Annotated in this window: 17 protein-coding genes; 8 read left to right on the top strand and 9 right to left on the bottom strand. The window is 55.8% G+C overall.

Annotated features, from left to right (window positions below):
- Positions 1 to 54: 54 nt before the first annotated feature.
- Both AC1DFB_RS19045 and aspT read right to left on the bottom strand, forming a co-directional pair.
- Complete coding sequence (locus AC1DFB_RS19045) at positions 55 to 1,671, bottom strand: bifunctional aspartate transaminase/aspartate 4-decarboxylase (RefSeq protein ID WP_480922771.1); 1,617 nt, start codon at positions 1,669 to 1,671, stop codon at positions 55 to 57.
- Between the two features lie 18 nt (positions 1,672 to 1,689).
- A complete protein-coding gene (gene aspT / locus AC1DFB_RS19040) occupies positions 1,690 to 3,375 on the bottom strand; it encodes an aspartate-alanine antiporter (RefSeq protein WP_480922770.1) in 1,686 nt (561 codons plus the stop codon).
- A gap of 396 nt (positions 3,376 to 3,771) precedes the next feature.
- Between aspT and AC1DFB_RS19035 the strand changes: the two genes are divergently transcribed.
- From AC1DFB_RS19035 to AC1DFB_RS19020, 4 genes are all read left to right on the top strand, one after another.
- Positions 3,772 to 4,896, top strand: coding sequence for an ABC transporter permease (locus AC1DFB_RS19035; protein ID WP_170422810.1), 1,125 nt, complete (start codon positions 3,772 to 3,774; stop codon positions 4,894 to 4,896).
- A 1-nt stretch (position 4,897) separates the two neighbouring features.
- On the top strand, positions 4,898 to 5,713 hold the full coding sequence (locus AC1DFB_RS19030; protein WP_480922769.1) for an ABC transporter ATP-binding protein: 816 nt from the start codon (positions 4,898 to 4,900) through the stop codon (positions 5,711 to 5,713).
- A gap of 5 nt (positions 5,714 to 5,718) precedes the next feature.
- Entirely contained in the window at positions 5,719 to 7,035 is a 1,317-nt protein-coding gene (locus AC1DFB_RS19025) for an MlaD family protein (protein WP_170394518.1), read from the top strand.
- Positions 7,036 to 7,218: 183 nt separating this feature from the next.
- Entirely contained in the window at positions 7,219 to 7,689 is a 471-nt protein-coding gene (locus AC1DFB_RS19020; protein ID WP_480922768.1) for an ABC-type transport auxiliary lipoprotein family protein, read from the top strand.
- A 6-nt stretch (positions 7,690 to 7,695) separates the two neighbouring features.
- Here the strand turns inward: AC1DFB_RS19020 and AC1DFB_RS19015 are convergent, their stop codons facing one another.
- Positions 7,696 to 9,276 carry an FMN-binding glutamate synthase family protein gene (locus AC1DFB_RS19015; protein ID WP_170407824.1) on the bottom strand — a complete coding sequence of 527 codons (1,581 nt, stop codon included), beginning with the start codon at positions 9,274 to 9,276 and terminating at the stop codon, positions 7,696 to 7,698.
- Between the two features lie 216 nt (positions 9,277 to 9,492).
- On the opposite strand from AC1DFB_RS19015, the gene AC1DFB_RS19010 reads away from it, so the two are divergent.
- Both AC1DFB_RS19010 and AC1DFB_RS19005 read left to right on the top strand, forming a co-directional pair.
- Positions 9,493 to 9,900: a fluoride efflux transporter FluC gene (locus AC1DFB_RS19010; protein WP_255612218.1), complete on the top strand. Its 408-nt coding sequence runs from the start codon at positions 9,493 to 9,495 to the stop codon at positions 9,898 to 9,900.
- Complete coding sequence (locus AC1DFB_RS19005; protein ID WP_480922767.1) at positions 9,897 to 10,259, top strand: fluoride efflux transporter FluC; 363 nt, start codon at positions 9,897 to 9,899, stop codon at positions 10,257 to 10,259. The genes AC1DFB_RS19010 and AC1DFB_RS19005 overlap by 4 nt, the downstream gene beginning before the upstream one ends.
- Here the strand turns inward: AC1DFB_RS19005 and AC1DFB_RS19000 are convergent.
- From AC1DFB_RS19000 to AC1DFB_RS18975, 6 genes are read right to left on the bottom strand one after another with little or no spacing between them, the layout of a single operon-like run.
- On the bottom strand, positions 10,256 to 11,773 hold the full coding sequence (locus tag AC1DFB_RS19000) for a DHA2 family efflux MFS transporter permease subunit (protein WP_480586262.1): 1,518 nt from the start codon (positions 11,771 to 11,773) through the stop codon (positions 10,256 to 10,258). The genes AC1DFB_RS19005 and AC1DFB_RS19000 overlap by 4 nt on opposite strands.
- Positions 11,770 to 12,747 (bottom strand): HlyD family secretion protein, encoded by a 978-nt coding sequence (locus tag AC1DFB_RS18995; RefSeq protein WP_170625518.1) that lies wholly within the window; start codon positions 12,745 to 12,747, stop codon positions 11,770 to 11,772. Before AC1DFB_RS18995 ends, AC1DFB_RS19000 begins: the two co-directional genes overlap by 4 nt.
- 35 nt (positions 12,748 to 12,782) lie before the next feature.
- Positions 12,783 to 13,109, bottom strand: a complete 327-nt coding sequence (locus AC1DFB_RS18990; protein WP_255612219.1) for a cytochrome o ubiquinol oxidase subunit IV — start codon at positions 13,107 to 13,109, stop codon at positions 12,783 to 12,785.
- On the bottom strand, positions 13,102 to 13,734 hold the full coding sequence (locus AC1DFB_RS18985; protein ID WP_170394501.1) for a cytochrome c oxidase subunit 3: 633 nt from the start codon (positions 13,732 to 13,734) through the stop codon (positions 13,102 to 13,104). The genes AC1DFB_RS18990 and AC1DFB_RS18985 overlap by 8 nt, the downstream gene beginning before the upstream one ends.
- A complete protein-coding gene (locus AC1DFB_RS18980) occupies positions 13,731 to 15,821 on the bottom strand; it encodes a cbb3-type cytochrome c oxidase subunit I (protein ID WP_480922766.1) in 2,091 nt (696 codons plus the stop codon). Before AC1DFB_RS18980 ends, AC1DFB_RS18985 begins: the two co-directional genes overlap by 4 nt.
- Positions 15,818 to 16,681, bottom strand: coding sequence for a cytochrome ubiquinol oxidase subunit II (locus AC1DFB_RS18975; protein ID WP_480591195.1), 864 nt, complete (start codon positions 16,679 to 16,681; stop codon positions 15,818 to 15,820). Before AC1DFB_RS18975 ends, AC1DFB_RS18980 begins: the two co-directional genes overlap by 4 nt.
- 231 nt (positions 16,682 to 16,912) lie before the next feature.
- On the opposite strand from AC1DFB_RS18975, the gene AC1DFB_RS18970 reads away from it, so the two are divergent.
- Both AC1DFB_RS18970 and AC1DFB_RS18965 read left to right on the top strand, forming a co-directional pair.
- Complete coding sequence (locus tag AC1DFB_RS18970; protein WP_170801685.1) at positions 16,913 to 18,148, top strand: lytic murein transglycosylase; 1,236 nt, start codon at positions 16,913 to 16,915, stop codon at positions 18,146 to 18,148.
- 391 nt (positions 18,149 to 18,539) lie between these two features.
- Complete coding sequence (locus tag AC1DFB_RS18965) at positions 18,540 to 20,168, top strand: peptide ABC transporter substrate-binding protein (protein WP_170407804.1); 1,629 nt, start codon at positions 18,540 to 18,542, stop codon at positions 20,166 to 20,168.
- Positions 20,169 to 20,225: the final 57 nt, after the last annotated feature.

Below are 20,225 nucleotides of genomic sequence, written 5' to 3'. Positions count from 1 at the left end.
CTCCCCTGCGCCCATGGGTATCACCAGTTCAGGCGCAGGTGTAGGGAGATTTACCTATCCGTGCAGCGGCAAATTGTTCGCGGCACGGTAGGCTTGAACATAGCCGCGTGCCACTGATCGAACGGCTGTCCCGATCTGAGAATACGCCTCGTCCGGCAGGTTCGCAAAGGACACGCGAGCCGACCAGCCCGGAGCATCAAATCCGCTGCCGTTCAGCAGAACGATCCCATAGTCTTCCGCCAATTTGAACGCAATATCCAATGGGTGAACATTCTGCTTGATCCAAGCCACGACATCTTCACCGACATATTTTCGCAACCAATATTCGAAATCGATGATGCCGTAATAGGCGTCGTAATGCTCACCTGCCTGCACCTCGACGCCCATCGCTTCGGTCAGCAGTTTGAAACGGCGATGAACCAGCTCCATGCAGGCGGTCTGATAGATTTTCTTGCTGTCGACCAATTCACTGAGTGAAAACAGCGTCATCATCACCTGCTGCGGCAGCGACAGGCCTGCTGTGTGGTTCAGGGCCACATCGCGGCTATCGGCCACAAGCCGGTCGATAAAGCGAATGTCGCGCGGTGTCAGGCTAAGCGTGCCATAGCGCTTGTCCAGGGCCTGTTTGATCTCATCCGGGTGATCCGCCAGTTTCAGATCGAAGATGTTGTCTTGCGCGACAGCAATCACGCCAAGACGCCAGCCGGTGCAGCCAAAGTACTTGGAATAGGAATACACCCCGATCGTGTTGCGTGGCAGATGGCCCATGACCGAGGTAAAATCATGCACAAAGGTGCCATAGACATCATCCGTCAACACGATCAGATCGGGACGGTGGTTTTCCACCAAATCCGCCAGTTTGCGCAGTGATGCGGTGCTTAGTGCAACCGAAGACGGATTGCCCGGGTTGACCAGAAAGAACGCCTTTACCTTGGGATCTTTCAGCTTTTCCACTGCGGCATCCGTCAGTTGGAAGCCGTCTTCCTCGTCGGTTTCCACATGGACGGATTCAAGGCTGTAATCCTCAAGCTCTGGCATTTCCAGATAGGGGGTGAAGATCGGTGTACACAACGCGATCGTATCACCCGGGTTCAGCAGCCGATTGGCTTTGAGAGACTTGAAGATATAACACATCGCCGCCGTGCCGCCTTCGACTGCGAACAGATCGAACTGAGCGTCAGGCCGGTGACCTCGGCACATGGACCACATCAGGTATTCATGGGCAATGGTGGCATTGTGTTTCAGGATGCGGTCAGGCACCGGATAGTTATCACCGATGATCGAATCCGTCAGTTCATGCACAAACTCGTCCGCATCGAAATCAAACGCGGATATGGCATGCGCCGCGAGCTCAAGCAGCGTATCGACGCCCGGCGTTTCGGAATTATCAGACGCCCAGCTTTGCAGCCGTCCATGGCAACCTTTTTGCGCCGGCATTCCGCCTAAACCAGCGGGGTGATCCATCACACGTTTGGATTCAGTTATGGCAAATTGACCAAGGGCAAAGAACGCCTCACGCGGACGGGTGGCAACCCAGTTAGGATTGCCGCGCCCCGCGTTCAGGAAAGCGCTATTGGCCTTACGCGCCTCGGCCGAGGCCAGTTTGATCAGCTCATCCTTGATCTGAAACGGGCTGAGTGCTTCGTAATCGTGCAGCGTTACTCTATCCATAACGTGAACCTCTCCAAATCAGCTTAAGACCAAAACGACGAGCATCCCGAAAATGGTCAGCAATGTATTCCCGATCGCATACGGCATTCCGTAGCCAAGCGCCGGGATGCGACTTTGCGCGGCTTCCTGGATCATACCCAACGCCGCCGTAGTGGTGCGCGCACCTGCGCAGGCACCAAACAGAATGGCCGGGTGGAATTTGAACACGTAATGCCCGACATAAACTGCAAAGATCATTGGTAGCGAAGTCGCGACGATTCCCCATAGCAGCAGCGCAATACCGGCCTGTTGCAGTCCCGCGACAAATCCCGGCCCTGCGGTGATCCCGATCACCGCGATAAAAACGTTCAGGCCCAGCGTGTTCATCAACCACAGTGCCGGACCCGGGATGCGCCCAAAGGTCGGGTGCACCGTACGCAGCCAACCCAGCACCAGCCCAGCCAGCAGCGCGCCTCCGGTAGTGGAAAGGCTGATCGGGAAACCACCCATCATGACTGACAGTGTTCCAATGATGCCACCGATGAAAATCCCCCAGCCTACAAAGGCCAGATCTGTGGTGTCTACCGGGCGGTCGGCATAGCCAATCTGGGCAACTGCGGCCTCGACATGACGCTTGCTGCCCTGAATTGTGACGATGTCACCACGATGCACGACTGTCCCGGGTAGCAGCGGCAAATCTTGCATGTTTCGCATCAGTTTCGAGACATAAATGCCCCGCGCGATCGACAGTTTGCTTAGCTCTTCAAGCGTCTTGTTATGAACCTCTTTGCTGGTGATCAGCACATCCAGTTTTTCCGACGGTATGCTCAGCAGATCAGGCGCGTCAGCTTCTGTAAGATTGGTCTCAAGCAAACCCACCAGATCAGCGCGGCGGCCTGAGAACATCACAACATCTCCGGCCTGCAATACGGTGTTATCATCTACCTCTATGATCTTCCCGTCACGTCTCAGGCGTTCGGCATAGATGCGGATACCGGGCATCAGATCTTTGACCGGTTGCCCCAGCAGATCGCTACCTTCTGGGATCTCAAAGGCCCGCGCCTCGATCGCGCGATATGCCGAGACGATGCCATCACCGGTTTCAACCGACGTCGTGCCACCCAGCTTAGCCTCATATTCCTTACAGGCCGCGACCAGATCTACGCCAATCAGACGCGGGCCGATCTTGGCCAGAATGATGGCCGACCCGATTGTGCCGTAAATATAGGTCACCGCATAGGCAATCGGAATCTGGTTAGCATAGGTTTTGGCCTGTTCCGCCGACAGGCCCAGTTGGCCGATTTGGTCGGTGGCAACACCGATCGCCGCTGAAATCGTCTGCGATCCGGCATAAAGCCCCGCGGCATAGCCAAGTTCCAGACCAGCGACCTTGGCTGCGATGATCGGGATTACAAGGCAAAGTGCGAGCACGCTGAGCGCAAAGAACACCTCGCGCGCGCCGTCTGCTTTCAGGCCGCGGATGAACTGAGGTCCGACACCGTAGCCCACAGCAAAGATGAACAAGATGAAGAAAGTCGATTTGACCGCCGAGTCGATTTCAATCTGGGCCTGCCCGATCACCACCGCCGCCAACAACGTTGCCGTGACCGTGCCCAGACTGAACCCCATCAGTTTCCAGGGACCAACGAGAAAGCCGATACCGATGGACAGGAACACCGCCAATTCAGGGTAGTTTTGAAGAATATGCACCAGCCAATCGACCATCAATCACCTCTCAATCCGCGCCTGACAGGCATTTGAGGCAAAAGCCGGAGACAAGGTGAAGAAGCGCCCAATTGGCCCACTTGCTGCCCGACCAAGCCGCCTGTTCGAACACACAACCGCAACAGGAAAACTTCGGCCTCACGATACCTTACAAAGGACATTTGTCTATAATTATCTGAATATTAATAGTTCTGCTTGTCCGCCCTCATTCAGAACACCCTGACTGAGCCTGCGCCACAATGCAAACACGCGAAACGCATGGCTCGCCCGCTCTGCCTGCTCCAGAATCGGAACCATGGGCTTCACTGTCGCTCTACCGCAATGCGCGGGCGCAAAATCCTGAGGGGTTCGAACAAATCCATTGCAGCGACCCGGTGTTTGCCATCACATACCGCTATGACACGGCCGACGATTATTTCCGAGACCAGCGCAACCGGCGTTTGTATCCGCCTTGCCGGAGATCTGCGCACTCAATCGTTGGATCGTGTCGAAGCGGGTTTTGCTGCCCAAAAGCCCAACGGCCAAGATGTCATTGTGGACATGTCGCAGGTGGAATCGCTGGATACCGGAGGGGCCTGGCTAGTCGCCAATCTGGTGCAGCGGATGGGAAGCGAGGGCGCTCAGGTCCAGCTCGAAGGGTTGGCCCCTGCGCATTCGTCATTGATCGAAACAGTATCGCACAACATATCCGAGGTTACAGGAGAAGAACTGCCGCCGCATGGCTTTGTGAATTGGGTTGCCCGGATTGGGCAAAAAACTTTTGGCGCCTGGCAGGACACATTATCAATCATCGGCTTTCTTGGCCTTACTCTGCATCGATTGGTCCGGACTCTGATCATGCCATGGCGACTGCGTCGTGCTGCCTTGGTGTCACAGATGGAGCAAGTCGGCTTCAAGGCGCTGCCGATTGTGTCCTTGATGGGTTTCCTGATCGGCGTCGTTCTGGCCTTTCAGGGCGCGACGCAGTTGAAACAGTTCGGGGCTGAGATCTTTGTTGTCGAATTGATCTCCATCTCGATCCTGCGTGAGCTTGGTATCCTGCTGACAGCGATCATCGTCGCTGGTCGCTCCGGTTCGGCTTTTACGGCTTCGATTGGCTCGATGAAGGTGCAGGAAGAGATTGATGCGATGCGCACCCTGGGGTTGGATCCGATTGAAGTTCTGGTCATTCCCCGTGTTCTGGCGCTGTTGATCATGTTGCCCATTCTTGGCTTTGTTGCCGATATGGCTGGCCTGATCGGCGGAGCGTTGATGAGTTGGATCGACCTCGGTGTCAGCCCCGGCATGTTCCTGACCCGGTTGAAGGAAAATACCGGCGTCGCACAGCTTGCCGTCGGGATGATCAAGGCACCGTTCTTTGCACTGGTGATCGGTGTCATTGCCTGCTGGCAGGCAATGCAGGTCAAAGGTTCATCCGAAAGCGTTGGTCAGCGGACGACGGCCTCGGTCGTGCAATCGATCTTTATGGTCATCGCCATCGACGCCCTGTTTTCGATCTTCTTCTCAGAGTTGGGGATCTGACATGGATGGAGCCGCGCTTCAGGACAAGCCCCAATCCGACACGAAACGCGAGGCCGTTATTCGTGTGCGCAATTTAACCAACCAGTTCGGCGAACAAGTGGTCCACGACAACCTCAACCTCGATGTCTGGCGCGGTGAAGTGCTGGGTGTTGTCGGTGGATCGGGCACTGGGAAGTCCGTGCTTTTGCGTACGATCGTCGGGCTGAACAAGCCCAAGTCGGGAAGTATTGAGGTTCTTGGCGTCGATGTTCTTAATGGCCCCGAAGAAGAACGTCAGCGGATCGAAAGAAGCTGGGGCGTGGCATTTCAGGACGGTGCGCTGTTTTCCTCACTGACTGTATTGCAGAACGTGATGGCGCCTCTGCGCGAACACACGGGTATCAGTGAAAAATTGATGGCCGCACTAGGTGGGCTGAAGATCAGTCTCGTTGGCTTGCCTCAACTAAGTTGCAGCAAGTTCCCCTCGGAACTGTCCGGTGGAATGCGCAAACGCGCTGCGTTGGCCCGCGCCCTGTCGCTGGACCCCGAAATCGTTTTTCTGGACGAACCAACTGCCGGGTTGGACCCGATCGGGGCCGCCGCATATGATGAACTGATCGGGGAACTTCAGCACACGTTGGGGCTGACCGTGTTCATGGTAACGCATGATCTGGACAGCCTTTATGCCATATGTAATCGCGTCGCGGTACTTGCGGAAAAACGCGTGCTGGTTGAAGGTCCGATAGAAGAGATGACCAAGGTCGACCATCCTTGGGTTCAGGAATATTTCACAGGCCCCCGCGCCCGTGCGGCACAACAGAAGGGGCAGGACAGGTAGAGGCGATGGAGACCCGAGCGAATTACATCCTGATCGGTGCGTTCACCCTGGCGGGCATCCTTGGTGCCTTCGGGTTCTTTCTGTGGCTCGCCAAATTCGAAGTGACCCGGCAATACGCCTATTATGATGTGTTGTTCGACAATGTCTCGGGCCTGTCGGCTGCAGGTGGCGTAAATTACAACGGCTTGCCTGTGGGTCAGGTGGTTTCCCTGGACTTGGACAAAGATGACCCGTCAAAGGTGCGAGTGCGGCTTGAGGTTGATGCCGACATCCCTGTTACCAAAGAAACCATCGCACAGTTGCAATCTCTGGGTGTGACAGGGGTTGCTTATGTTGAGCTTTCCGGAGGGTCTCCAACCGCAGAAAGGCTGGCCCAGAATAGTGTCATCCCAAGCAAGCGCAGTTCGATTCAATCCTTGCTTGAGGGTGCGCCAGAGGTTCTGGAAAAGGCGGTCACTCTGTTGGAGAACCTCAATTCGGTTGTTGATGACAAAAACCGAAAGGCGGTGTCGGATATCCTGAACAATCTGGCAGAAGCGTCGGGCAAGCTGGATAAAACTCTGACGGATTTCCAGTCGCTCTCGTCCGATTTGGGCGGTGCGGCCAAAGACGTTGGAGAATTTACCAAGAGACTGGATACGTTGGCGAACACGGCCGAGACGACGTTGAGCACAGGAACGGACACGCTGAAGAGCATCAAAGAGACCTCAGAATCCGCCAAAACAACGCTAGAGACTGCAAATAACGCCATTGCCAGTGCTGAAAGCGTGATTCAGGAAGATATCCGGCCCTTTATCGAACGCGGGTCAATCCTGGCCGAAAGGCTGACTCGGCTGTCAGATGAAGGCAGCGTTACGCTTGAGGTAATCAGCGAGACTGTTCTGAATGCAAACACCACCCTTGAATCGGTTACATCGACTATGGATTCAGCCAAAGGGGCGCTCGATTCAGCAGAGAGGGCGTTTGACTCGGCAAACCGCGTGATGGACGAGGATATCTCACCTGTCGCTGAAGATGTGAGTAAGGCGGCCAATCAGGTTGCGGAAACCGTCTCGAATATCACCGAAAAGATTGACAAGATTTCCGACGATGTTCTCAGCGCCTCCCAATCGGCGTCGGATCTGCTGGGAACCATCGACGGGATCGTTCAGGACAACCGCCGTCAGGTTTCGGACTTCTTGCGCGTTGGGTTGCCTCAGTTCATCCGGTTCATCGAGGAATCACAGCGTCTGGTCATCAGTCTGGATAGATTGGTCGACAAGGTCGAACGCGACCCGGCCCGCTTTTTGTTAGGCACCCAAGCATCGGAGTTTCGTCAATGATACGGCCCTTAATATTGACTCTGGTTTTGGCCGCTTTGACGGGCTGCACGGGCTTGGGCACGCTGCGGCAGGCTTCTAAGCCCAATGACTTGTATTTGCTGACACCCAAAAGCACGTTCTCGTCATCGCTGCCGCAGAATCCAAAAACAGATCGTTGTCGAAGAGCCCACAGCGACGGCGGCCGTGAACACCGATCAGATCGCCGTGCAGCCCACCTTGCTTCAGGTTCAGTATCTGCCGCGGGCCCGATGGGTGGATCGCGCTCCGTTAATTGTGCAGGCGCTGATGGTCGAAAGCTATGAAAATTCCGGCAAGGTCGCGGCCGTAGGACGTTCGACCGTAGGCCTGAGAGCGGACTATGTGATCGCGCCTGATCTGCGCGAATTTCAGGGCATCGTCATCAGCGAAACCGAAGACACGAAAACGGTCCGCGTAGAAGTGCGCATCAATATCAAGATCATCGATGAGTATGAGGACAAGATCATCGCTTCAAGCTCATTCCAGGAAGCAGTGCTGGCGACGAGCGATAAAACACCCGAACTGGTGGAGGCCTTTGATATCGCCTTGGGCAAGACAATGCGGGATGCCGTGGAATGGAGCATCCGCAAAATCCATACGCATACGCTCAATAACCCGCGATCAAGACCTAGCTAGTGGTCGCTAGAACTGGCTCGCTGAGGCGACTTGCCAGTCAGCGGCGAACTCTTCAGGGATGGTCTTGCCCAACAGAGAGCCGTCATCCAGAAAGCTGTATAGCTCGGCATAAGACCGCTCTCGTTCATCCGCATTTCGGCGCCGGATGTCGGCAGGGCGCAGGTCGGAAACTTTTGCTTTGCCCATAGCCCCTAATATCTCGCGGAAGCTTTCAAGCGTCGCGTCATGAAACCGATGCACGCGCTGTCGTTTCTGTGGCACATTCACCGCCCGCCCACGGATCGGATCTTGCGTCGCTACCCCCGAGGGGCACCTGTTGGTGTTGCAATGCAGCGCCTGAATGCACCCCACCGCAAACATCATCGCCCGCGCCGCGTTACACATATCCGCACCCAAAGCGAATTTCTCGACCATATCGAACCCAGTGGCCACTTTGCCCGAACAGATCACCCTCATCTTGTCGCGGACTCCAATACCGCGCAGACAGTTGTTTACAAAGATCAGTGCCTCGTTAAGCGGCATCCCCAATCGGTTGGTGAACTCGACCGGGGCAGCGCCAGTGCCCCCTTCCGCGCCGTCCACCGTGATGAAGTCAGGCAGAATCTCAGTTTCCAACATCGCTTTGCAAATCGCCATAAACTCGGATCGACGACCGATGCACAGTTTGAAGCCCACGGGCTTGCCACCTGACATCTCTCGCAGATGCTGAACGAAATGCATCAATCCATTCGGTCCATCAAAGGCCGAATGAATAGGTGGGGAAATCACATCCTGATGTACTGGAACCCCACGAATCTCGGCGATTTCTTCATCCACCTTTGCTGCCGGTAGGACCCCGCCATGAGACGGCTTCGCCCCTTGCGATAGTTTGATCTCGATCGCTTTGACGACATCTTTCTTGGCCTTTTCGGCAAACAGGTCCTTATCGAACCCACCTTCAGGCGTGCGGCATCCAAAATATCCTGTTCCGATTTGCCAGATGATGTCTCCACCTTCTGCCAGATGGTGGGGGGACAGTCCGCCTTCGCCCGTGTTATGCGCAAAACCCCCATCTTTTGCACCGCCATTCAAAGCACGGATTGCGTTGGCGCTGAGTGCACCGAAACTCATTGCTGATACGTTCAGACGCGACGCATTGTAGGGTTTGTCGCACTGAGGGCCGCCCAGTATCACCCGTTCTTCGCTCTCTTCGACGTGCTTGGGGGATAGCGAGTGATCAGCGCGGTGATAACCTACCGTCATGATATCGTACTGAGTGCCAAACGCCTGAGTATCCACCTGCCCCTTGGCGCGGGAATAGACCAGACTGCGGATGATCCGATTATAGGGCCGCCCGCTTTCATTGGTTTCAACGAAATACTGCCGGATTTCAGGGCTGACAAACTCCAACATATATCGGAAGTGACCCAGTACCGGGTAGTTGTTCAGCACATTATGCTTGGTTGTCAGCATATCGTAGAGACCGACAACCGCATAGGGGATCAGTATGATCAGCAACCAGTGGGCGGGTGGCCAGAAAAAACCCCAAAGCAAAGTCAAAGGCAAGCAGACATAGCTGAGGAAATAGTAAAGCCTGCGAACAATCATTTCCTATCTCCCTGAGTAGCGCTGTGACAGCGTGACTTTGAATGGACATTGGGTCCATGACCCTGCTCTTCATCCAGAACGTGGAACAAATTGACCTGTTTGCGCAAGCCCTTGCTAATCAAACAAAGATAACGGTTGGGTTAGCGAGGCCGGTTGAACCAAGCAAAAGCAGTCTGTATGCAAAATGAAACGCTGGTCAGAGCAGGATCAACCGCAGTGTCGAAAACAGCGCCTGTATTCGGGCATCGCGCCCTGATGTATACAGCCGTCTTTGTGGGGGGTGCTGCAGGGTCGTTGCTGCGCGAGCTATTTTCGCTGGAGATCCCCGGCGCTCCGTTCCTAACCGCGACTTTCGGCATCAATGTTGCGGCCTGTTTCGTTCTAGGTTGGCTCTATGCCATTCGAAATCGTGTCCACGCCCACGTCCTGCATCTAGGGGCCGTTGGATTTTGCGGTGGGCTATCGACGTTTTCCTCATTCGTCGCCGAGCTGGAAAGACTGGCAGAAACCGGGAATTGGTTTGTGGTTATCGCCGTAAGCGCGGAGATCGCATTTGGTCTTACGGCGGCGGTTCTTGGGGAAGCGCTGGGTCGGCGGCATCATTCCCGGGAAACATCGGAATGACGACCTTGTATCTGCATGCCATGTTCGCATTGGGCGGAGGATTGGGGGCTGTACTGCGGCATTGGCTGGCGCTTCGGGTGACGCATGATCTGCCGTACTCGACCCTGATCGTGAATGTTCTGGGCAGCCTTCTGCTGGGTCTATGGATTGGTTATCTGGGTGGCTCTGCAGAAATGGGCGAAGAGGAAAAACGCCTTGTATTCGGGTTTTGCGGCGGCTTCACCACATTCTCAAGCTTCGCCTATCAATCGCTGCAATTGCACCGTGAACGGACGATCGTATTTGCTGCCGGTAACATCGCTCTCAGCCTCGTCTTTTGCTGGTTCGCGCTATGGCTGGGCCTTGTTCTGACGCGCTAGTGAACGGGTGCTGCAGCCCTTTGGTCGGGCCTGGGCGCGCGGCAGAAGAACAACAGTGGGATCGTGGCCAACGCCAGCAGTCCAAGATTGTTGAATACTGTAAGGTACGAGATCATCTCGGCCTGCCGAGCAATCTCTTGTCCCAAAATGGCGGCACCCTGGGCGCTATCGGGTGTCAGCCCCAGCGGCGCAAGATAAGCCTGTGCAGCAGGATTGTAGGGTGTCACATTCTGGCTGAGCACTGCCGTATTGGTTTGCAGGCCTCGCACGACCCAAGTCCCCACTAATGAAATACCTACCGAAGAGCCAAGCTGCCTGGTGACGTTGAATAGGCCCGAGGCCTCATCCTGCCTTGATTTACTGATGCTCTCGAATGCCAGAATAGACATCGGCACAAACACCAGCCCCATCCCCAGACCACTGACAAAGCCCGGCCAAGCCAGTTGCCAGAAACCGGCGTCGAGGTTGAGCGTGCCCAACATGAAATTCCCCAGTGCTGTCAACAGCATCCCCAACCCGGCTAAAACTCGTGGATCAAACCGGGTGACCAGTACGGCCCCGGTCAGCACCATCGATGCACCTGCGGCGATCCCGCGCGGTATGAACAAATGACCGGATTCGATCACGGGGTAATCGAGCAGGCTTTGCACAAAGGTTGGCAGTATGGCGATCCCGCCAAACAATGAGATCGCGAACCCCGCTATCACTAGGTTGCACAGGGCAAAGTTGCGATCCGCAAAAAGGCGCAAATCAACGACAGAATGCCGGGATGTCAGAGAATGGACGATGAACCCCATTGCCCCAAGAACCGAAGCGATCAACGCCAGCTGTATCATCCTCGATGACAGCCAGTCCTTGGTCTCACCTTGGTCAAGAATGAATTGAAGGCATCCAATGCCAAGTGCCAGCAGCGCCAGGCCTTTCCAGTCGATGCGCACCTCTTCGGTTTTGTCGTCCGGCAACTCGCCCGCCAAAAGCAGCAGGGCCATGGCAGCGACCGGAAGGTTGACGAAAAACACCATTCGCCACGAAAAATACTCAGTCAGGACTGCACCTACAGTTGGGCCCAACACCGGTGCGACCACCACGCCCAAGCCAAAGACCGCCATGGCCTGTCCCCGTTTTTCACGCGGAAAGGCGTCAAACAGGATGGACTGCGATAACGGGATCAGGAACGCGCCGAACATCCCCTGCGCCAGGCGGAACGCGACGATAGTCTGAAGACTCCATGACAGGCCGCACATGACAGACATTGTGGCAAAACCCGTGACCGCAGTCAGGATCAGCCTGCGCCGCCCGACCCGACGCGCGACAAACCCGGTCAGCGGCATGACCACAACGGCTGAGACGATATAGCTGGTTAAGATCCATGTCGCCTGATCGGTTGTGGCCCCAAAAGCCGCCTGAATATGCGGCAACGCAACATTGACGATGGTACTGTCCAGAACTTCGAGAATTGCACTGAGCACGACGGCCACGACAATCACGCGATTGATATGGCCGGCATCAGTCATTGGCTGGGTCCGGTTGTATCCACCGTAACTTTGCTGCTGCCTCCTACACGCAGCGGAGCATCAGTTGGATCAAGCTCAATCCGCACCGGGAAACGTCGAGTGACCTTGACCCAGTTGCCGCTGGAGTTTTCGGACGGCAACAACGAAAACGTATCGCCCGAGCCTCGACCGATCGACGCAACCTTGCCGGTCAGGGTCGTGTCTGGAAGCATATCCACCTGCACTGTGACCGGCTGACCGGGTCGGATGCGTGGCAGTGATGTTTCCTTGAAATTTGCATCGACCCACCAGTCAGACGACTCGACAATGGAAAATTGCGGCGCATTGGCCGAGACAGACGACCCTGGCCGCAGCGTCAGATTTGCGATCCAGCCATCGGCCGCGGCATAGACCTTGGTCCAGACAAGATCGGCCTGCGCGATTTCCAACGCAGCCTGCGAGGACAACACATTGTCCTGCCGGGCCGCGAGACCACTTTGCAATGCGGAAAGCTCGGACCGGCTGGTGGTCAACCGGGCCGAAGCCTGTGCGAATTCGGATGTAGTTTGGTCCAGCGAGGCCTGCGCGAGGTCCCCGTCCGAAAACAAAGCTCGGGCGCGTTCAAGATTGCTCTGAGCCGTTTCGTAGAAAGAGTTGGCGCTTTCGACAGCGGCCTGTGCAGCGGTGATCTGGTTCGAGAAGGAGTCAGCCTGCTGAATGGCACTGTCCAGATTAGCTTTGGCCTGATCGACCGAGGCTTGGAACTGTGTCGGATCAATCGAGAACAGCAAATCGCCTGCATTGACCGGCTGGTTTTCGACCACCGCAACGTCTGAAACCTGCCCGGTCACCTGTGCGGCCACATAGATGATATTCGCGCCGATATAGGCGTCTTTTGTTGACGGATACCGCTCTTCATGCCGCCAGAAAAGGAACAATCCAACAGCAATCGTGACCAGGATCCCTGCGGCGGCAATTGCCTTGAATGACTTCATAAGCAGCTTCCTTTTCGGTGCCTAATCGAGCGACCTCACATCACCTGCATATGCATGCGCATGGCCAGATTGCCCAGAATCCAAACTGTCCCGCCGATGATAATCAGCAGAACAAGTGTCGAGAACAGAACCAGGTCCAGATCCTCTCGGCTGCTGCGGCGGCGGTCGATGTGTAGAAAATAGATCAGTTGAACAACCAGTTGTGCCAACCCCAGAAGGCCGATGGTCATATAGACGCCTGGTGTTTCAATACCGAAATGATAGGCGATCACAAATACCACCAGCGTGAGCAGCAGTGACCCACCATAGCCAATCACGTAACGCCGCCGTTCGCGGTGATGCATCTCGGATCGTTTATCCATAGGCCAGCCCTCCGAAATACACGATGGTTATTATGCCGATCCAGATCAGGTCGAGGAAATGCCAGAATAGCGCCAACCGCACCATACGCGACATCAGCAGATCGGTCAGCCCGAACATACGCAGCTGAATACCCAGCACGATTAGCCACAGACACCCGGCTGCAACATGCAAGCCGTGGAGCGGTACGAGACCATAGAAGGCCGACAAAAACCCGCTACGCTGTGGGATACCGCCTTGGGCTGCCATGTTCATGAAATCACGGATTTCCAAAACCAGAAAACTGAGCCCCAGCAGCAGTGTCACTCCGAACCACAGCACGATCCGTGCCCGAGGCAGGTTGTATTTCAGCGCCAACATCGCCAGCCCGACGGTCAAACTGCTGGTCAGCAGAATGAGAGTCTGGGCAAAGATGCTTTTCAGGTCGAACAGCTCATGCGGGCCCGGACCGCCGGCCTGCGCGTCTATCATGGTGATATAGATCGCGAACATCAGGCCGAAATAGACCAGATCGCTCATCAGGAAGACCCAGAAGCCGAAAGTGACGACCTCGGTCGCCTTGTGGGCGCTGGCGTGGTCCTCGCCGAGGTTTATCCCCGGATAGCTGTGCTTGGGTGCGCGCCTCATGTCACGGCCTCCATATCCGGGCGGGCGAGGCCGCGATTTTCCGGTGTACTTTCATGATCGCGATCCACAGCGGCGGTGCTGTGGACCAGCGCCAACCACGCCTCGTGTTCTTTGCGGACCTCTTCGGCGGGGATGATGACCTCGGTGCTGGTGTCGAAACTCCAGATGATAATGGCGAGGATCATCGCGATGGTCATCAGTGCTGCCAGCCACCAGATCCACCAGACCAGAGAGAACATCCAGATGCCACTGAGCACGCAGAGGATAAACCCGATGCCGGTGTTGCGCGGCATCTCGATATCTTCGTAGGCCGCGGGTGCAGGATAGGCTTGTCCGCGCTCCTTAGCTGCAGCAAAGTCATCGCGGTCACTAACCTGCGGAATAATAGCGAAGTTGTAGGGCGGCGGCGGAGACGGGATCGACCATTCCAGCGTGCGCCCGTCCCAAGGATCACCGACCGGTGCGCAGGTCTGTTCTCGGTCGCGTATACTGACCCACAATTGGACCAGGATCGAAAGCAACCCGCAAGTAATCACTAGCGATCCTATGGCGGCGGTGATCATGTAGGGGTGAAAGCTGGGATCCTCCCAACTGAACGACCGGCGGGGCATGCCCATCAGACCAACGAAGTAGAGCGGCATGAAGGTCAGCAGAAACCCAACCGTCCAGCAGAAAACCGAAACGCGGCCCCAGAACTCGTTTAGACGGAACCCAAAGGCCTTTGGGAACCAGTAGTTATAGCCGGCGAGCAACCCGAACAGCACACCTGGTAGCAACGCGTTGTGGAAATGCGCAACCAGAAACAGCGTATTATGGACCTGATAGTCGACGGTTGGATTGGCAAGAACCACTCCGCTGAGGCCGCCGATGACGAACAACATCAAGAACGCAAGGCCATAAAGCATCGGGACCGAGAATCGAATGCGCCCACGGTACAGAGTCGCCATCCAGTCATAGACCTTTACCCCGGTCGGAATGGCGATCAGCATCGTGGCAATCCCGAACACCGCGTTGATCAGAGCGCTTTGCCCCATGGTGAAGAAATGATGCAACCAAACCGTGAAGGACATGACCGCAATCGACATTGTTGCGATGACCAGTGAGTTGTAACCATAGAGACGCTTGGCCGAAAAGGTGGCAAAGACCTCAGAATAGATTCCATATGCAGGCAGGACCAACAGGTAGACCTCGGGGTGGCCAAACAGCCAGAACAGGTTGGCATAGTTCATCATGTTGCCGCCAAGGTCATTGGTGAAGAAGTGAAAATCCAGATAGCGATCCGCGGCCAGCAGCAGCGCGGCAACGCCTAGGGGCGGCATAGCAAAGATGATCAGGATCGAGCTGCAAATGATCGTCCAGCAATACATGGGCAACCGCATGAACTTCATCCCCGGCGCACGCAGCTTGTAGATCGTGACGGCAAAGTTGATGCCAGTCAGTGTTGTGCCCACGCCCGAGACCACGATGGCCCAGATCCAGTAATCCGGCCCAACGCCGGGATTGAACGCGGCCCCGGTATAGGGCGGATAGGCGGTCCAACCACCTGTTGAGAATTCGCCCACCACCAGTGAGACCATCAGCATCAGCCCGGCCGAGACGGTCAGACCAAGCCCGATCTGGTTCATCACCGGAAAGGCCACGTCGCGCGCGCCTATCATGAGCGGAATTATGTAATTAGCGACGCCAAAGACAAAAGGTACCGCGACGAAGAACACCATTATGGTGCCATGAGTGCTAAACAGTTCCGCGAAATGCTCGGGTTCCAGAAATCCGTCCCCCGGTCCCGCCGCCTGTTGGGCCCGCATCACTACGCCTTCCAGGACGCCCCGCGCTAGCATGACGATGGCGAAGACAATGTACATGATGCCGATCTTCTTGTGATCAGCGCTGGTCAGCCAATCGCGCCAGAGCGGGCCCCACAACCGGAACCACGTCAGGATGCCAATCACTACCACTACGCCCACGATCACAATAGCAGCAGCAGCGTTTGCAATGATCTCATTTGCGCCAGGATTCTGGATCAGTCCAGCGATGGGAAATGCATCCCAGTTCAGGCGACCGAAGAAGCCGGTCTCGGCATTTGTCATTGGCTTGCCTCCTGCCCGTATTCAGCCGTTCCGGGTTGCTGATCCAACTGCAGAGGCTCTCCGCTGTGGTAACGACGCAGGATCGAATGGAACAGGTCGCCCTCTTCCAGCGTGAAATAAAGCGCATTCAGCGGCATGAGTTCGGTGCCCAATGCCGCCTGTACCTCATCCCGATCCGTACGCATCGCCAACGTCCGATAGGTGCTTTCGGTCAACGGTATGCCATGCGCTTTAACACTGGCGACCCATGCCTGAAAATCCTCGGGCTGCATCGCTTGCGCCAGGAATTTCTGCTTTGTGAATCCTCGGCCATTATACTGTGTGTTCTCGCCTTGCATCGTCTCAGGCGAGTCTGCCACCAGGTGTAGCCGAGTCGTCATCCCCGGCATGGCATAGATTTGCCCTGCCAGCGCCGGGATCATGAACGACTGCATCACCGTGTCTGTGGTCAGCGTCATCGCAACTTGCTGTTTGATCGGTATGCCCAGTTCTCCCACCGTTGCGATGCCATGATCTGGATAGATGAACAGCCATTTCCAATCGAGGCCAACCACCTGCACATTTAGGGCAGGCTCTTCTCCAAAAGGGGCCGAATAAGGGTCAAGACGATGTGTCGCTTTCCAGAGATAGAAAGACAGGATCATCACGATCACGACCGGGACGCCCCACATCACAAATTCAAGCTTCGCCGAAAAATCCCAATGCGGCGTGTATGCAGCATTTCCACCCTTACGTCGGCGATAACGCAGGGCAATCAGCGGCACCAGAGCCAGAACCGGTATCACAGCGATCAGGATAAGAGCCGTCGCGCGCAAAAGGTGTGTCTTTTGCACTGCTGCAATCGGGCCTTGGGGGTCCATGAAGCTATCACTCGCCCCGGCAGACTCAGCCGTCAACAACAGAGCAACAAAGATCACCAAGGCTGGCACAGCGACTGAATGTATCCGAGACAAGGTCACACCTGATGATCCTCTTGCGGCGGGGTTTCCCGGCAACTATCGGCAGAGTCACGGATTTTCTCAAGAACTTTTCCAAAATCACCCTGCGGCGCCGATGTTGACATGAGGTCAAGCGCGCGCGAGACCAATCATATGCGTTTGGTTCTTGCTATAGTCTCCCTGGTTTGTCTTGCCGCCCCCTCGGTAGCGCAAGATCGCGCTGAGGTTGAACGTCAGTTCCAGAACTGGCTGCAACAAGCCATATGGCCTCAGGCAAAAGCCAAGGGCGTTTCGAAACGCACGTTCCAAACCGCCTTTGACGGGGTAACGCTAAACTGGGACCTTCCTGACCTGGTTCCGCCGGGAAGCCCCCAAAAGACACCCAAGCAACAACGGCAGGCCGAGTTCGGCTCACCTGGTCGATATTTCAATGCCGGATCAGTCCAGGGTGCCACCTCCGTCGGTCGCAAGATGGCTAGGCGCCATGCGGGTACACTGGCGCGTGTCGAGGCAGAAACCGGCGTACCCGCCCGTATCATTCTGGCCATCTGGGGGCGCGAGAGCGGCTATGGACAAGTCCCGATCCGCCATAATGCGTTTCAGGTGCTGGGCACCAAAGGGTTTATGAGTACGCGTGCCGAGTATTTCACGGCTGAACTGATTGCTGCGCTACAGATCGCTGAATCCGGTCACGGCCAAGGCCACGCACTGAAAAGCAGTTGGGCGGGTGCCTTGGGGCAGCCTCAGTTCATGCCCACAAATTTTCTGACTTACGCGCGCGATGGCGATGGCGATGGCCGAACTGATATCTGGGGCTCAGCCTCGGACACGATTGCATCGATCGGCGCGTATCTTGACGAGCACGGATGGGTGACAGGCCGCGACTGGGGGTTCGAAGTTATCCTACCCACGACCGTTTCTTGCGCGTTGGAGGGCCCTGATCAGGGGCGGTTGATCCGCGATTGGGTCGCCATGGGCGTAAATCGCGTTTCCGGCAAACCTTTTCCGGCACATGAACTTGATGCCGAGGGCTATCTTATGATGCCTGCCGGTCGTAGCGGTCCGGCCTTTATCGTAACGCCCAATTTCTATGTCCTCAAAGACTATAACACCAGCGACCTTTATGCGCTGTTTGTGGGTCATGTCGGCGATCGCATCCAATACGGAGTTGGCGATTTTCGGGGTCGTTGGGGCGATGTCGGCAATCTCTATCGCTCAGATGTCGCCAGCATGCAGCAGGTGCTTGTTCAACAGGGTCATGACGTCGGTGGCGTCGATGGCCTGCCCGGATACAAAACCCGACGCTCGATCGGGCGCTGGCAAGAGGCTTCTGGAAGCACACCAACCTGCTTCCCCGATGCCTCATTGAAGGCCGTTCTGAAGCCGTAGCAGCGTACTGATTCGCCATTTACGAGCATCACTGCGAACACATTCACCCACGGTGATATGTTGAGCTTCACGAAAATGTCACTGCCACGAAGCGTTTCAAAATAAAATTTTAACACCTCCGCCGGCTGCGGTTCTAATCAGCCTTTGTGGTCTTCACCCACCGCAAAACCCTTTACCTTTGCTTCAAAACTGACAGGTTCATGGGCAGTGAAAGATAGCTTTCGCATTCGGATCTCCGACATTGCCTGATGCATGAATGCCGAAATTATCGATCTTGGCACGATCTAGATCAAGGTAAAGTCCAGACAATTGCCGGAGACAAAATGGCAGACAAGCGCCCACCGCGAATGCGGTTTGGACGTTCGAAACCATACAAAATGGGAGTAAACACATGAACAAAATAATCAGAACCTCTTTGGCAGGACTGTTGTCCTCGACCATCATTACCGGTGCTGCAATTGCTGCCGGTACACATCCCGAAACCGGAGAAGCCCTGGCCGACGATCAGACCTTCACCTATCGGATTCTCGATGAACACAGCTCGGTCGACCCGCAAGTCGTAGAAGATGTGTCGGGTGCAGAAATTGTTCGCGATCTGTTTGAAGGCCTGATGAATCAGGATGAGGACGGTAACCTGGTTCCTGGTGTCGCCACCGAATTCTCGGTCAACGATACCAAGGACGTTTACACCTTTACCCTGCGCGATGAAGCGAAGTGGTCGAATGGTGATCCGGTGACCGCAGGTGACTTTGTGTATGCCTGGAAGCGCGCCGTCGATCCCGAACTGTCGTCGCCCTATGCGTGGTTCATGGAACTGATGTCGATCGAAAACGCTGCCGAGATCATCGCGGGCGAAAAACCGGTAGATGAGTTGGGTGTCAAAGCCATCGACGACAAAACGCTGGAAGTCCGCTTGAGCGCCCCCCTGCCCTATTTCCCGCAGATGACCACACATTCGACAACCTTCCCGGCACCGCAGAAAGTGATCGAAGAATTTGGTGACGCCTGGACCAAACCGGAAAACATCGTCTCGAACGGCGCTTATGTTCTGACCGAGCACCTGCCGCAAGAACGCTCGGTACGTGAACGCAACACCGCCTATTGGGACAACGATAACACGATCATCGACAAGGTCGTGGCGCTGGTCATCAATGATGAAAACGTCGCCCTGACCCGCTATTTGGCTGGCGAACTGGACCGCACCGAAATTCCAGCCGGCCAGTACCCACGTCTGAAGGAAGAGCACCCCGTAGAAGCCATCAGCTTCCCACGCCTGTGCAACTATTATTACACCTTCAATCTGTCTGATGGTGGCCCCGAGGCTTTCAAGGACCCGAACGTCCGCCAAGCCCTGTCACTGGCCGTTGATCGTGCGATCATCACCGAAAAAGTGATGGCAGGCGGTCAGCCCGAAGCCTACACCTTCGCCCCCGAAGCAACCGCAGGCTTCACCGTCCCGGCCGTTGAAATGGCATCCATGTCCCAAGCCGAACGCGACGAGTTGGCGAAGGAGCTTCTAGCAGAAGCAGGTTATGGGCCTGACAACCCTCTGAGCTTCCAGATGGTTTATAACACCGCGGAAAACCACAAGAAGGTCGCCGTTGCGCTGAGCCAGATGTGGAAGCAGAAGCTTGGCGTGAACGCCGAACTGGCAAATATGGAGTGGAAAGTCTTCCTCGAGGAGCGCGGCAACCAAAACTTTGAGCTGGCACGTGGTGCTTGGTGCGGAGACTACAACGAGGCGTCGACCTTCCTGGACCTACTGCAGTCGGACTCGGGCTATAATGACGGCAAATATGCCAACGCGCGCGTTGATGAGCTGCTGGCCGAGGCCAAAACCTCGGACGATCCGGCTCCGCTTTACACCGAAGTTGAACGCATAATCGCCCAAGAAACGCCTGTGATCCCGATCTATCACTACGCAGGCGTCTATATGATGGACAGCGATGTAGGCAACTGGCCGGTGAACAACGTCGAGCAGAACTGGTACTCGAAGAACCTCTACAAGCTCGCTGAATAATCGTCTTTGAACCACGCCCTGCCCCGGAGACATCCGGGGCAGGGCCAATAAACACGG

The sequence above is a fragment of the Ruegeria sp. S84 genome, from assembly GCF_056583445.1.
Note: the sequence above shows the minus strand (reverse complement) of the source record. Positions and strands in the feature narration are given on the sequence as shown.

Coding starts and splice junctions, on each gene's coding strand:
- AC1DFB_RS19045 (WP_480922771.1), bottom strand. CDS start 1,671: ATGGATAGAGTAACGCTGCACGATTACGAAGCACTCAGCCCGTTTCAG.
- aspT (WP_480922770.1), bottom strand. CDS start 3,375: ATGGTCGATTGGCTGGTGCATATTCTTCAAAACTACCCTGAATTGGCG.
- AC1DFB_RS19035 (WP_170422810.1), top strand. CDS start 3,772: ATGACACGGCCGACGATTATTTCCGAGACCAGCGCAACCGGCGTTTGT.
- AC1DFB_RS19030 (WP_480922769.1), top strand. CDS start 4,898: ATGGATGGAGCCGCGCTTCAGGACAAGCCCCAATCCGACACGAAACGC.
- AC1DFB_RS19025 (WP_170394518.1), top strand. CDS start 5,719: ATGGAGACCCGAGCGAATTACATCCTGATCGGTGCGTTCACCCTGGCG.
- AC1DFB_RS19015 (WP_170407824.1), bottom strand. CDS start 9,276: ATGATTGTTCGCAGGCTTTACTATTTCCTCAGCTATGTCTGCTTGCCT.
- AC1DFB_RS19005 (WP_480922767.1), top strand. CDS start 9,897: ATGACGACCTTGTATCTGCATGCCATGTTCGCATTGGGCGGAGGATTG.
- AC1DFB_RS19000 (WP_480586262.1), bottom strand. CDS start 11,773: ATGACTGATGCCGGCCATATCAATCGCGTGATTGTCGTGGCCGTCGTG.
- AC1DFB_RS18995 (WP_170625518.1), bottom strand. CDS start 12,747: ATGAAGTCATTCAAGGCAATTGCCGCCGCAGGGATCCTGGTCACGATT.
- AC1DFB_RS18990 (WP_255612219.1), bottom strand. CDS start 13,109: ATGGATAAACGATCCGAGATGCATCACCGCGAACGGCGGCGTTACGTG.
- AC1DFB_RS18985 (WP_170394501.1), bottom strand. CDS start 13,734: ATGAGGCGCGCACCCAAGCACAGCTATCCGGGGATAAACCTCGGCGAG.
- AC1DFB_RS18980 (WP_480922766.1), bottom strand. CDS start 15,821: ATGACAAATGCCGAGACCGGCTTCTTCGGTCGCCTGAACTGGGATGCA.
- AC1DFB_RS18975 (WP_480591195.1), bottom strand. CDS start 16,681: ATGGACCCCCAAGGCCCGATTGCAGCAGTGCAAAAGACACACCTTTTG.
- AC1DFB_RS18970 (WP_170801685.1), top strand. CDS start 16,913: ATGCGTTTGGTTCTTGCTATAGTCTCCCTGGTTTGTCTTGCCGCCCCC.
- AC1DFB_RS18965 (WP_170407804.1), top strand. CDS start 18,540: ATGAACAAAATAATCAGAACCTCTTTGGCAGGACTGTTGTCCTCGACC.